Source organism: Frankia sp. CcWB3 (assembly GCF_977927595.1).
In genome coordinates, this window is the sequence record NZ_CDWRCK010000053.1 from 8,094 (window position 1) to 20,283 (window position 12,190).

At 70.6% G+C, this 12,190-nt stretch carries 15 protein-coding genes and 2 pseudogenes; 10 read left to right on the forward strand and 7 right to left on the reverse strand.

Annotated features, from left to right (window positions below):
* Positions 1-339: 339 nt before the first annotated feature.
* Both ACY5KJ_RS06505 and ACY5KJ_RS06510 read left to right on the forward strand, forming a co-directional pair.
* A complete protein-coding gene (locus ACY5KJ_RS06505) occupies positions 340-582 on the forward strand; it encodes a type II toxin-antitoxin system HicA family toxin (RefSeq protein ID WP_462202988.1) in 243 nt (80 codons plus the stop codon).
* Positions 575-1,144, forward strand: a complete 570-nt coding sequence (locus ACY5KJ_RS06510; RefSeq protein WP_462188407.1) for a hypothetical protein — start codon at positions 575-577, stop codon at positions 1,142-1,144. Before ACY5KJ_RS06505 ends, ACY5KJ_RS06510 begins: the two co-directional genes overlap by 8 nt.
* Positions 1,145-1,252: 108 nt before the next feature.
* Here the strand turns inward: ACY5KJ_RS06510 and ACY5KJ_RS06515 are convergent, their stop codons facing one another.
* Positions 1,253-1,855, reverse strand: coding sequence for a TetR/AcrR family transcriptional regulator (locus ACY5KJ_RS06515; RefSeq protein WP_462188406.1), 603 nt, complete (start codon positions 1,853-1,855; stop codon positions 1,253-1,255).
* Between the two features lie 293 nt (positions 1,856-2,148).
* Positions 2,149-2,703: pseudogene (locus tag ACY5KJ_RS06520) on the reverse strand (pyridoxamine 5'-phosphate oxidase family protein).
* Between the two features lie 34 nt (positions 2,704-2,737).
* Between ACY5KJ_RS06520 and ACY5KJ_RS06525 the strand changes: the two are divergent.
* The 6 genes and pseudogenes from ACY5KJ_RS06525 to ACY5KJ_RS06550 all read left to right on the forward strand — a co-directional run.
* Complete coding sequence (locus ACY5KJ_RS06525) at positions 2,738-3,781, forward strand: helix-turn-helix transcriptional regulator (RefSeq protein WP_462188405.1); 1,044 nt, start codon at positions 2,738-2,740, stop codon at positions 3,779-3,781.
* 49 nt (positions 3,782-3,830) lie between these two features.
* On the forward strand, positions 3,831-4,280 hold the full coding sequence (locus ACY5KJ_RS06530; RefSeq protein ID WP_462188409.1) for a DUF456 domain-containing protein: 450 nt from the start codon (positions 3,831-3,833) through the stop codon (positions 4,278-4,280).
* Between the two features lie 714 nt (positions 4,281-4,994).
* Entirely contained in the window at positions 4,995-6,287 is a 1,293-nt protein-coding gene (locus tag ACY5KJ_RS06535) for an ATP-grasp domain-containing protein (protein WP_462202989.1), read from the forward strand.
* A 370-nt stretch (positions 6,288-6,657) separates the two neighbouring features.
* Positions 6,658-7,026 (forward strand): hypothetical protein, encoded by a 369-nt coding sequence (locus ACY5KJ_RS06540; RefSeq protein ID WP_462202990.1) that lies wholly within the window; start codon positions 6,658-6,660, stop codon positions 7,024-7,026.
* An 18-nt stretch (positions 7,027-7,044) separates the two neighbouring features.
* Positions 7,045-7,680: an arginine deiminase family protein gene (locus ACY5KJ_RS06545; RefSeq protein WP_462188492.1), complete on the forward strand. Its 636-nt coding sequence runs from the start codon at positions 7,045-7,047 to the stop codon at positions 7,678-7,680.
* Positions 7,681-7,842: 162 nt separating this feature from the next.
* Positions 7,843-7,986 (forward strand): annotated as a pseudogene (locus ACY5KJ_RS06550) (alpha-amylase); the annotation flags it as partial.
* A 27-nt stretch (positions 7,987-8,013) separates the two neighbouring features.
* Here ACY5KJ_RS06550 and ACY5KJ_RS06555 read toward each other — a convergent pair.
* Both ACY5KJ_RS06555 and ACY5KJ_RS06560 read right to left on the reverse strand, forming a co-directional pair.
* Positions 8,014-8,367 (reverse strand): DUF6204 family protein, encoded by a 354-nt coding sequence (locus ACY5KJ_RS06555; RefSeq protein WP_462188485.1) that lies wholly within the window; start codon positions 8,365-8,367, stop codon positions 8,014-8,016.
* Positions 8,368-8,482: 115 nt separating this feature from the next.
* Positions 8,483-8,677, reverse strand: a complete 195-nt coding sequence (locus tag ACY5KJ_RS06560; RefSeq protein ID WP_462188486.1) for a hypothetical protein — start codon at positions 8,675-8,677, stop codon at positions 8,483-8,485.
* 47 nt (positions 8,678-8,724) lie between these two features.
* On the opposite strand from ACY5KJ_RS06560, the gene ACY5KJ_RS06565 reads away from it, so the two are divergent.
* A complete protein-coding gene (locus tag ACY5KJ_RS06565) occupies positions 8,725-9,366 on the forward strand; it encodes a hypothetical protein (RefSeq protein WP_462188487.1) in 642 nt (213 codons plus the stop codon).
* A 95-nt stretch (positions 9,367-9,461) separates the two neighbouring features.
* Here the strand turns inward: ACY5KJ_RS06565 and ACY5KJ_RS06570 are convergent, their stop codons facing one another.
* A complete protein-coding gene (locus tag ACY5KJ_RS06570; RefSeq protein ID WP_462188493.1) occupies positions 9,462-10,217 on the reverse strand; it encodes a 4'-phosphopantetheinyl transferase family protein in 756 nt (251 codons plus the stop codon).
* A 140-nt stretch (positions 10,218-10,357) separates the two neighbouring features.
* Positions 10,358-11,233 (reverse strand): metallophosphoesterase family protein, encoded by an 876-nt coding sequence (locus tag ACY5KJ_RS06575; RefSeq protein WP_462188488.1) that lies wholly within the window; start codon positions 11,231-11,233, stop codon positions 10,358-10,360.
* 218 nt (positions 11,234-11,451) lie between these two features.
* On the opposite strand from ACY5KJ_RS06575, the gene ACY5KJ_RS06580 reads away from it, so the two are divergent.
* Complete coding sequence (locus ACY5KJ_RS06580) at positions 11,452-11,838, forward strand: YkvA family protein (protein ID WP_462188494.1); 387 nt, start codon at positions 11,452-11,454, stop codon at positions 11,836-11,838.
* Positions 11,839-11,889: 51 nt separating this feature from the next.
* Here ACY5KJ_RS06580 and ACY5KJ_RS06585 read toward each other — a convergent pair.
* Positions 11,890-12,190, reverse strand: a 301-nt coding sequence (locus ACY5KJ_RS06585; protein WP_462202991.1) for a WD40 repeat domain-containing protein, incomplete at its 5' end; no start/stop codon positions are given.

Below are 12,190 nucleotides of genomic sequence, written 5' to 3' on the forward strand. Positions count from 1 at the left end.
ACTTCATTACGTCCCCATAGACTCGGGAAAATGGCGAAGGATCTACCCTACTCTACCCTACCCTACCTACCTGACATCAAGTTCCGTGGACTCATCGCAGTAGGGGGACGTAATGAAGTAACAAATACGTGATCGAGAGCATCATCGCAGGTCACAGGCCTGTGGAGGGTTCGAAACGCGCAAGTTATTTCATTTCGACTCCTATTGTCCTGCTTCTCTTCTCGGCTACCATGGAGACGTCCCGTCCTTGACCACGACGTGGAGTATCGAGATGAAGTCATTCGCCCGCACGACCATCCGTGCGATTCTTCTGGTTTCATTCCTGGCCGCCGGCTCTCCGTGACCGGGGAGTTTCCCTCGTTGAAGGCGCGTCAGCTTCTGCGAGTGCTTGGACGATTGGGATATCGCGTGACAAAACAGGACGGTTCAGCTCACCGGTGGCTGGAGGCGGACGGACGTCCACGACTTCGTCTCGCTTTTCATGACCGGATCACCGTCGGGCCGGGGGTCGTCCGGCAGATACTGGTCAAGCAGGTGGGGCTGACGGTCGAGGAGGCGTTGGAGGTGATCGATAGTGTCTAGGGCGGTATCGGTGCTGGTTCGCCGGGACGGCCCCTGCTGGTCGGCCTGGTCGCCGCAGTGTCCTGGTCTGGTGGCAGCCGAGACGACCGCCGAGGAGATTCGTGCCGCGTTGCCGGATCTGATCGCCTGGTACTTCGACGGAGACACCGACGTCAACCTGCGGATCCACCTTGAGCTGGAGGTGCGCGGTGTCATCGTCCGGATCGCGCAGGATGCCGACGCCTGGGAACGGCAGCTGGTCGCCGAGCGTCTGGGCGCGGCCTTGGGCGTGGACAGCCAGGCGGAACAACTGCGCGCCGTGCGGGCGAACGCCGCGGGCGAGGTGGTGTATGTCTGTGCGCTGCCGTCGGACCAGGTCTCCTGGCTGACCGGGCAGATGGACGACGAGGACGATGCGGTCGTCGTCGCGCTTCCGGCGACGGAGAGCGAACTGTGGACCTTGCAGTTCGACGCGCTCCGGTGGCGAGGTGAAAAAGCGCCGGGTGCCGGCTACCGGCCGGAGGTAACCTTTGATGAGATCATGGCGACGTTCGCCGGGCCACGCCTCCAGCTCAGCGCATGACAGCCGGGCCCCGCGCCGGTCAGCCCCCCATCGGTGAGCCCTCATCGGTCAGCGCCCGCCGGTGAGTGTCCGCGTGACGGCGGGAACCGGCATCGTGGGTGGGCGCGGCTACCGGGGGAGATCGCGCAGGATGAGGTCGAGGCCCGCGAGGAACTGGGCCTCGTTCTCCTCCCGTAGATGGGGTGCCGCCTCGGAGAGGTCCGGATGGTGTTCGGCCGGCGGGCGTACCGCCGCGACCGGGCCGCCGCGGGCGCCGGCCCCCTCCCGTTCCACGGCCCGGGCGAGCTGGCGGGCCTCGCTGAGGGTGTGGCCGAGGGTGTAGAAGAGCAGCGTCTGGTAGACGTTGGCGGCGTCGGCCGGATCCATGCCCGCGCGGTGAAGCTGGGCGACCGCGTGATCAGCCCGCTCCCAGTAGGCGCCCACCCCGGGCGGGCGGCGCAGCACCAGCGGCGCCAGGGTCGGGTGCGCCAGCAGGGAGCGCCGGAGCTGACGGAAGTTCTCCCGGATGTCCCGGCGGGGGTCGTCGGTCTCCGGCAGCTCCTCCATCCCGCGGATCACCGTGTCCGTCAGCGCGTCGAGCAGCGCGTTCTTCGTCGTGAAGTGTCGGTACATCGCCGTGGGATCCACGTCGAGGAACGCGCCGAGGGCCCGCATGCTGAACGCGCCCGCGCCGTGCGTGTCCACGACCTCCATCGCCGCCGCCAGCAGCACCTCCCGGGACAGCGTGCCCCGCGGGGTCCGCCGGGAACCGACCCGCCGACCTCGCCGCCTACCGGTCTCCGCGCCGGCGGTCCCAATGCCCCCCGGCTCGTCGTCATCCGTGCCGGGATCGTGCGTGCCGGGCTCGTCAGCGCCGGGATCGTCCGTGCCGGCGTCACCCTCCCGGGTGTCCTCGGAGCCTGGGCTCTCGTCGTCGGACCGGGGCGCCGTGGGATCGTTGGTCTCGTCGTTGATGGCATCATGATAGTCAACGATGTTGACGCCGTCTCGCGGCTTGCAATGGTCTACTCTTTGGCCCCGTCTTCGGCCCAGTCTTCGCGCACCGGCCCGTTGCCACGGCGCTGCACCCGCACCCCCTGATAGCCCGGTTGCCAGCTTTCCAGCACGATCTCCCCGGCCGGCTCGTCGACGCTCGTGCGGACCACCTCGGTGAGCTCGACGCGGAAGAGGTCGAACGGCGTCGGCGGGCCGATCTCGGTGGCGAAGGAGGCCAGGACCTCCTCATCGTCGATTCACCGGGCCCGCCCGGAGACGCGGATGTCGCCGCCGGCCAGGTCCTGGCCCGGCCCGGGATTGGCGGCCAGGGCGAACCGGGGGTCGCGACGCAGGTCCCGGGACTTGCGCGCATCCGGCATGCTCCCGAGCCACAGTTCCCCGAACCGGAAGTTCGTCTCGATTCCGCTCGTGCGCGGGGAGCCGTCGGCACGCACGGTGGCCAGGATGTGATGGCGGAATGCCGCGAACCGGGTGCGTGCGGTCTCGGCGAGGGCGGGTTGCGCGGTCTCGAAGTCGCGCCAGGATGTCGTCACCGCGCCATCGTGACCCGGAAACTCTGCCATCTGCTGTCCTGGTTCACGGCTAGGCTTCCCAGACGTGCGATCGAGTCGGCTTACCGCGTTGCTCCTGCATCTGCAGGCCGTGCGGCGGGCGACGGCCGCCGAACTGGCCGCCGAGCTCGAGGTGTCCGTGCGCACCGTGCACCGTGACATCGCCGCCCTGCAGGCGGCCGGCGTGCCGCTGTGGACGCAGACCGGGCGGGCCGGTGGGGTGTGGCTGCTGGACGGGTGGCGCACCCGGCTGGACGGCCTGACCGGCGACGAGGCGGCCGCCCTGGTCCTCGCCGGGGCGGGGGGAGAGGTGCTGGGCGGACTCGGGATGGCGGCGTCCGCCGCGGCCGCCCGGACCAAGCTCCTCGCCACGCTCCCGCCGGAACCCCGCGAGCGCGCCGCGCGGGTACGGGAGCGATTCCACCTCGACGCGCCTGGCTGGTTCCATCGCGACGAGGCCGTCCCGCACCTGGCCACCGTCGCCGGGGCGGTCTGGTCCGGGCATCGGGTCGACGTCCGCTACGCCCGGCGGGACCGCGAGGTCGCCCGCCGGCTCGACCCGCTCGGGCTCGTGTGTAAGGCGGGGGTATGGTACCTTGTCGCCCGTCATCGGGCCGACGTGCGCAGCTATCGCGTCGCGCGGCTGAGGCACGCGATGGTCCGGCCAGAGCCCTTCGAGCGGCCCGCCGGCTTCGACCTCGTCCGCTGGTGGGCCGCGTCGAACGAGGACTTCGCCCGGACCCTGCTGCGTTGGACCTGTCGGCTGCGGTTATCCCCGGTTGCATTGACCCGCCTGCGGCAGGTCGTCGATCCGTTGGCCGCGCGGGAGGCCGTCGCCGCGGCGGGCCCGCCTGACGCCGACGGCTGGCGGGAGGTGGAGTTCGCGACGGAGGGGCTCCAGATGGCGCTCAGCCAACTGTGTGCCTTGGCGGACGGGGTCGTGGTGCTCGCCCCTGCCGAACTGCGTGCCGCCTTCGCCGGGGTGGGTCGGCGCATGGCGGAGAACAATATGGCGGAGAACAGTGCTGCCGCGGCGGTGGGGAGCAACGCTACCGTCGCGGGAGATCGGGAGATCGGGAGATGCCGGTGAAGGAGGTCGCGCCATAAGTACCGGCGGGCTGCTCGTTGTCGCTCTGGTGATGGCCGTCGGCCTGGTTGGCGTCGTCCTCCCGGTACTACCGGGCCTCGTCCTGGTCTGGGGCGCGGGTCTGTGGTGGGTGATCGCGGACGGTGGGGGAGTCGGCCGCTGGATCGTGCTGGCGTTCATGACCGCGCTGTTCGTGATCGGGGTGCTCACCAAGCACGTCCTGCCGGCTCGGGCTACCGCCGGTCGGGGGGTGCCGTGGCCCAGCCTGGCCATCGGCGCGGTGTGCGCGATCATCGGCTTCTTTGTGGTGCCGGTCGTCGGGCTCCTGATCGGTGGAGTGGTCGGGATCTACCTGGCCGAGCTGGCGCGGCTGGGGGATGCGCGAGCGGCGGGCCGTACGACCTGGGCCGCGATTGTCGCCTTCGGGGTCGGTGTGGTCGTGGAGCTCGCCGCCGGCGTCGCGATGGTGCTCGTCTGGTTGGTCGGCGAGTTCGTTGCCTGACGACTCGTGACGACTCGTGACGACTCGTGACGACTCGTGACGACTCGTGACGACTCGTGACGACTCGTGGCGGCGCGCTGCTGGTTCCGGTCTTCCGGAGTCCGTGCGGGCCGGGAGCCCGCGCGTCCTGATCCGGGGAGCCGGCCGGCCCCGAGCCTGGTCGGCCGGTCTCCCGACGGCGTCCTCCGCTGCATGATCGCTATGTTAAGTAGGGGTAACCATTTCCGGTGCTCCGTGGTTGCCACCTCGTCCGTCGTGTGCGGCTGTTAGCATCGTCCGAGTGATGCTGATGGAACGTCTCCTGACGGATCTCAATGGTGGACGGCGAATGTTCCACTCCGAATTTCACCGGGCTATCGGATCGAACCCCGGATGAGTGATCCAGGGCGAACCTGTCGAAAATCTCAGAAATTCATACGATATTTTTTCCACTATTGTTCAGAGCGGTCGTGGTCGAAGCAACGGTGCCTTTTTCTGTCGCATTCTTCCGGGGCTCCGCAGTGGTACCGGGCGCGCCCGCGGAGTCACCGGCCGATGCGGCGTCCGTTCTTCCCCTCGATGTCCTTCCCTTCGACGTCAAGGATCGTGTGGAGGCATCCGGCCGCCGGGTTCCGCGGCCGCGGTCTGGTCGAGGCCTGACGACGTGACCGGGAAACGTAGCGCGCAGGCCCCGTCCTTGAGGGCGGGGAGGATGCCAAGAGAGGAGACCGTCCCGTGCGTGTCCTGGTGATCGGATTCGGGCAGGCGTTGCTCAACCAGCTGGGTTCGGCGCTGCCGCCGGGCAGTGTCACCCTCGTCGAGGACCCGGATCTGATCGACCGGCGGCGGGTGCGGCCGGCTGTCGAGAAGCTGCCCTGCGTGGCGGCCCTGCTCCCGGCGGCCTACCACCAGAGCGAGGACTTCCTCCCCGTCGTGCTCGCCGCGGCGGCCACCGGGGGACCCTTTACCGCCGTCGTCCCGGCCCTGGAGTACAGCGTCCCCGCTGCGGCCTTGGCCGCGGCCGCACTGGGCCTGCCGGGCGCGGGAGTCGGGGCCGCCCGATGCCTGTCAGACAAGATCGAGCTGCGCCGGGCGGCGACGGCGGCGGGCATCGCGACCCCGCGCTGGAGGGAGGTCTTCGGCCCGGGTGACCTCGCGGCCTTCGGGGTGGAGAGCCCGGTGGTGCTCAAACCCGCCAACCGGCACGGCAGCCTCGGCGTGCAGATCCTCGACGCGGTGGAGGACGGGCCGCTCGACCTGGCGGCCATCTGGTCGGCGACGGTTGCCGCCCTCGACGACGGCGCGCTTCCCAACCGCCCGTTGCACTGGCGCTACCTGGTGGAGAGCCGGATGGTCGGCGCGGAGTTCAGCGTGGAGGCGCTGGTTCGCGACGGCGTGCCGAGCTTCGTCAACGTGACGGCGAAGCGGGTGCTGCCCGGGCGGCACCCGGTCGAGACCGGGCACGTCGTGCCGGCCCCCGGACCCGTGGCCAGGACCGCCGTGCTGAGCCGCGCGTTGACGCGTCTCATCGCGGCGATCGGCTTCCGGGACGGCATCCTGCACGCCGAATGGATGCTGACCGCCCGCTGCCCGGACGACCCGGTGCTCATCGAGTGCGCCGGGCGGATCCCCGGTGACAGCCTGGTCGAACTCATCGACCTGGCCTACGGAACCTCGCTGGTCGCGGACTACCTGGAGATCCTCTCTGGGGGGCAGCCCGCGCCGGCCGCGGTGGCGAGCGCCGCCGCGGCGATCCGCTTCCTGAGTGCCCCGCCCGGTCGGGTCGACGCGGTCGACGGCGTCGAGGTCGCGCGGGCGGTGCCCGGGGTGCGGCGGGTATCGCTGGCGGTCACCCCTGGCACGTCCATCCCGCCGCTGCGCTCGTCGGGCGACCGCATCGGCGAGGTGTTGGCGGTCGGCTCGACCCCGATGGACGCCGAGGCCACGGCGGCACGCGCCGCCGGGCTGGTGCGCGTGGCGGCGGCGGCAGCAGGGGCTCCGTTCGGCGCGGCTGTCATGCGGATCTAATTCCGTTGCCGCCGTCGCTCACCCTGATTATGAACACGTAAACGCCTGCCCGATCGGCACGTCGCGTACCCGCGGTATCCCGGGCTCCGCGTCCCGGTCGCATAATGCCGAGGTGGAACGCGCCAGCGAGAAATTGGACAGATGATTCTTCGCATATGGGTCGGCGTCCGGCGGGCGAGTACGGACATCGCCGTCGATCTGTCTGCGGCTGTTGCTTCCACGCTCTCCCCGCGGCTGTGTTCCGCTTTTCCGTTCCTTTCTCCTCGTTGGCTGATGGGGGCCGAGGGTGCGCCGTGGCGGGTGCTGCCGTCGCGGCGGGGGTGTCGGTGTTGGGGGTGCCGGGCCGGTGCGGTCGCTACCTGGTCACCGGATGACCGGGCCGACGGTTCTCATCCAGAATCCGACGGTGGTGCAGCCGGCCGAGACGTCGGTGTTCCTGGCACCCCGTCCGTCCTACGACCCGGTCCGGGCCGCGGCCGAGTCCGCCGCGGTGCGAGCGGCGCTCGCCGACCTTGGGGCCCGTCCCTGTGCCCCGTCCGAGATCCTCGCGGCGCTGCCCCGGGAGGTCCTGATCGAGCTCGCCGTCCGCGCGGTCAGCGCCGAGGACGACCTGCGAATGGCCGCCGCCCGCGAGGCGCTCCACGACTGGTCGGCGCCGGCGCTGGTGCCGGTGGTGCTGCGCCAGCCGCGGCTGCTGCTCGACCCCGGCGCCGCCCGCGGCGTGATCGGTCCCGACTAGGCGGACGAGAGCTACGCCCTGCGTCCCTTGGCCGGGTTGATGTTTCCCCGTGATCATTATGTCGATCTCGGTGAAGCGGTCGCGGTCGGCCGGTTGCGGCGCCGGGACCGGGCCCGCGAGACAGTCGTCATGGCGGCCGTGCTGCGCGGGTTGCGGGGCCGATCGGCCGAGGTCCGCGTCCCGGAGCCGCTGTTCCTGGAAGGCGGGGATCTGGTGAGCTGCGGCGATGTGGCCGTCCTCGGCACCAGTTGGCGGATCAGCCCGGCAGTCTGGGGGCTGTTGCGTCCGCATCTGCTGGCCAGCTTCGGTCACGTGGTGCGGGTTCGCGACGAGCTGCGGCGTGACGGCCAGCCCCATCTGAACTCCTGGCTCGGCCTCGGCCCGGGGATCGCCCTCGTCGCCGCCGATCGGCTGCACGCCCCGGCGGTGGTGGAACGCGACGGCGTCGCCGGCCGGGAGACGACGCTGGTCGACGCCCTGCGAACGATCAATCTCGCCGTCTGTCCGCTGGCACCGGACATGGTCGCCGCCTTCGCCGCGGGGGTGTTCTTCCTGCCGGCCTTCGCGCCGCCGGAATCGGTCCTCCGGCCGGAATCAGAAGCGGTCCTCCGGCCGGAGCCGGCCGCCCTGGTATCCACGGCGAGTGCGCCCTGAACCGAACCGGTGCTGTCCCGGTTCGGGATCCAGACCGTCGCGGTGCCGTTCGATGAACATCACAAGCAGTTCGGCAGCCTGCACCGGGCGCTCAACACCGTCCCGCTGCACTGATGGCGCACCGTCCGTGCCCTCCAGAACGGGCGGTGAACGTTCCTCAGGGAGCCTCCCAGACCCGAAGACCGCAGTAAGTCTGTGCGCCGGCTCGGCGCGTCCGGCTTCGCGCTCGGGCCGATCTTCACCTCCTCCGCCCACGGTTACGACACCATCGACCATCTCCGCATCGATCCGCGGCTCGGCGACGACCGCGGCTGCCCGCGCCCAGAGACCCGGTCAGATCTGTCGGGCGGCGCGCCGTCCACGGGCACCCAACGGGACCTCGGAAAGATCCTCGGCCTGCGACCGGAGGTTCTTGTAGCGGTAGCCGCGTTCGGTCAGCCAGGCTGCGGCGGTCGCCCGCGCACGGTCGGTCGCGGCCACCATGTCCTCCTCGGTCTCGCCGGAATCCAAGAAACGGAAGGTGAAGAAGGGCCTGGTGGCGATGTCGTAGGTAAGGCTGCCCTTCGGCGTGAACGCGGCCTGCAGGATGTCGTGTTCCGCCGCGTGGGCCAGCAGTTCGGTGCGCTGGTCATCGGTCAGCCCGTCGAAGGCGCCGCGGACGGTGATGCGGAAGGTACGGGTGCTCATGGCTCGATCTCATCATTCCCAGTCGTGCCGTCCAGCGATTTGCGGCGCCGCGCGGCCGGTTGCGCGGGTCCGGCGGGTCCGGAGTGAGAACGCACCGTGAGCCCGATGCCGAGGATCAGGTAAGGGTGGAACCATTCTCGTCGGCCTGCGGGGCGTCGGACGCGGCCAGCCGCGCGTGCAGGCGGGCGCGGACCTCCTCGGGGGAGTAGGCGACCCGCCGGCGCTGGCTGCGCGCGACGAGCACGCCGGTGGCGGCCACTCCGGCGAGTCCGGCCACGCCGAGCAGCTTTCCCCATCGAGCGCGATTCATCCGTCCAGGTTAGGGCGCCCTTGCGTCGGCTGCGGCATGCTACCGGCATGCCTGATTCGCGGATCAGCCTGGCCGATGCCCTGGAACTGACGCGGACCGGCGACCTGTGGCTGTTCCGCGGCCGCACGGCGGTGGACCGGGCGATCCAGACGACGACCAACAGCCCGGTGAACCATGTCGGCATGGCGGTGGTCGTTGACGATCTTCCGCCGCTGATGTGGCACGCCGAGCTGGGGAAATCGTTGCCGGACGTCTGGGCGGGCACGCATCAGCGCGGCGTGCAGTTGCACGACTTGCGTGCGGCGGTGGAGGTCTGGGCGCGCCGTTACGGCCAGCGGGCCTGGCTGCGTCAGCTTGAGCCCGCGGTCCGCGCCGAGCAGGAGGATGCCGTGCTGCGGACCGTCGCACGGCTCGACGGCACGCCGTTTCCGTCCACGGCCCGGCTGGCGACACGCTGGCTGCGTGGCCGGCTTCCGCGTCCCCGCCGGATGATGAGCGAGTACGCGCTGGAGACCGCGTACTGCGCCGAGGTCGTGGCTGTTACCTACGAGGCGATGGGCCTGCTGCCGTCCGGTCGCCATCCGAACTGGTACGACCCGGGGCGGTTCTGGAGCGGTGACGACCTGCGTCTGTCCGGAGGCTTCGTGCTGGGCGGGGAGATTGTCGTGGACGTGGACGACTCTGCCTAGCGTCGCGTCTGCCTAGCGTCGCGTTCGGCGGGTCCGTGCGGCGGCGGTTGACCAGGATCCGGTTCCTTGTCTTTCCAGAGCCTTTCGTGCCCGATTTATCCCTCTGGATAGGCAGGGTGCGTCTGGGGGGATGCCGTCGTCACGGGGGTGCCGTCCAGGTGCGGCACGGTGATCGCGGTGACCAGCAGGCCGCGGGCCGAGAGCCAACGACCGTCGAAGCCGGTCAGCTCACCGCCGGCTAGCCGCGGCCCCGCCACCAGGAGTTTCGCGGTGAAGGTGCCCCGGGCGGCCGGGCCCGGCGCCGGCGGGCCCATAGGTGCGGTGCCCGGGTGGATCACGAGGGCGGCGTCTCCGAAGCCAAGCCAACGTTCCGCCAGCGGGTACCACGCCTTGTAGACGGACTCCTTGGCGCTGAACAGCAGCCGGTCCCAGCAGACGGCCGGGCGGGTGCGGGTGAGGGCCGCGAGCCAGCCCTCCTCGGCGGGAACGGTGATCTCCTTCAGCACCCCGCCGGGTGTGGGTTCGTTCGGCTCGGCGTCGATGCCGATGGTGTGGACCTCCGCCGCCCGGGCCACCGCGGCCGCCCGGTAGCCGGCGCAGTGGGTGATGCTTCCCACCACTCCGTCCGGCCAGCCGGGTGCGCCGCGGGAACCGGGCAGGATCGGCGCCGCCGGAAGCCCGAGCCCCTCCAGCGCGCGATGCGCGCATACCCGGGCGGTGGTGAACTCGCGGCGCCTCTTGTCGACCGCGCGGCTCAGCAGCGCGGCCTCCTCGGGGAACAGCACGGCCGAGGGATCGTCCTCGAATGCCTCGACGGCGACGGCCGCCGCGGGCAGCAGGCTCGCAAGCAGGCGCGGATCCACCCTCTTTACTCCGCTACCCGTTACCCCGGTACCCGTTACTGACGTCGAAGCCGGCGCCCTCGGCGGCGCCGAGCCTGCCCCCGGCGCCAATCTCGATCCCGGCGTGGAACTCGATCCCGGCATCGCGCTCAGTCCCGGCGGGCCGGCGGTGCGGGGAAGGGCAGGATCTGCCGTAGCCCGGACCATGGCTTGCCCCACGCCGCGCGTTCCCGGGGGTAGCCCATCGAGACCTCCTCGAAGCGGACGTCGTCGTACCAGGTGGTGCGGGGAATGTGCAGATGACCGTAGACGACCGCGCTGGCCCGGAACCGCGTGTGCCAGTCGGCCGTGCTCGTGGTGCCGCACCACAGCGCGAATGTGGGGTACCGCAGTACCGCGGTGGGCTGACGGACGAGTGGCCAGTGGTTGACGAGCACCGTTGGCATTGTCGGATCGATGTCGCCGAGGCGCGCCCGGGTCTGCGCGACCCGGGCCTGGCACCAGGCGTCGATGGTGGGATACGGGTCCGGGTGCAGCACCCATTCGTCGGTGCACACGATCCCGCTTTCCCGGGCCAGGGCCAGCGCCTCCTCCTTCGTCGCCGTTTCGGCGGGACGAAAGGTGTAGTCGTAGAGCACGAACAACGGCGCGACGACGACGGGACCGCCCGTGCCCTCCCAGACCGGATAGGGATCCTCCGGGGTGACGACACCCAGCCCGCGGGCGATCTCCACGAGATGCCGGTAGCGATGTTCGCCGCGCAGCTGCACCGGGTCCTGCTTGGGAGTCCACAGCTCGTGATTCCCCGGCACCCAGACAACCTTCGCGAAACGCCCGCTGAGCTGCTTGAACGTCGTCTCGATATCGGCGACCGTCTCGGCGACGTCACCGGCGAGGATCAGCCAGTCGCCGGATGATCCGGGTGCGATGTCCTCCACCATCCGCCGGTTCTCGGGGTAGGCGACATGCACGTCACTGACGGCCAGCAGCCGCCCGGGCGAAACCGGGGAATCCGTCCGGGACACAGGGCGAAGCCTACCGGCGCGGCCACCGACGCGTCCGCCGGATGAAAATGCTGTTCCGATGTTCGAGATGGCGCCGGGTGGGCATCCTGATCGAGGATCATCGCGAGGGATCGGTGACGATCCATCGAGTGATGACACGATGAGCCGACGGATCCGGCCGATCTTGCGGGAGCGGACAGCGATGAACGACAGTGGGCAGGGATGAGTGGTGGGCAGCGATGAGTGACAACGTCGGAACCGGGCTGCTCATCGCCCTCGGGGTCCTCGTCGTGATCATCCTGGCGCTGGCCGTGGCCGCGCTGGTTGTCGTCCGGAAGTACCGGCTGCCGCTGCGGGGCCTCGTGGCGACCCTGGCGGGCCTCGCCTACGTCATCTCCCCGGTGGACGCCGTCCCGGAGATTCCGCTGGGGCCGATCGGACTGATCGACGACATCACCGTGATTATCGCGGCGGTGGTCTACCTGCGCGGCCTGATCGCCGCGCGGCGGGGGCTGGGCCCGGCCGGGATCGATCCACCCAGCCGGGCGCCCCACCCGATGCCGCGGCAGCCTCCGCCGCCTCGGACACCGCCTTGGACACCGCCTCGGCGCCGTAGCCCCCGATGATGGCCGGGAGGACGACCACCGAGGCCGCCTCCTCCGGTCGCCGGCCGGGCCTCAGGAAACCTGCCAGAGCCGCACCGTGGTGTCGGCGCTGCCGGTGGCGAGGACGCGGCCGGTGAAGGCCAGTGAGGTCACGGCGCCGGTGTGGCCGGTGAGCGGCTGGCCGAGCTGGCGGGGGTCGGTCGGCTCGGTGACGTCCCAGAGTCGCACCGTGGTGTCGGCGCTGCCGGTGGCGAGGACGCGGCCGGTGAAGGCCAGTGAGGTCACGGCGCCGGTGTGGCCGGTGAGCGGCTGGCCGAGCTGGCGGGGGTCGGTCGGCTCGGTGACGTCCCAGAGTCGCACCGTGGTGTCGGCG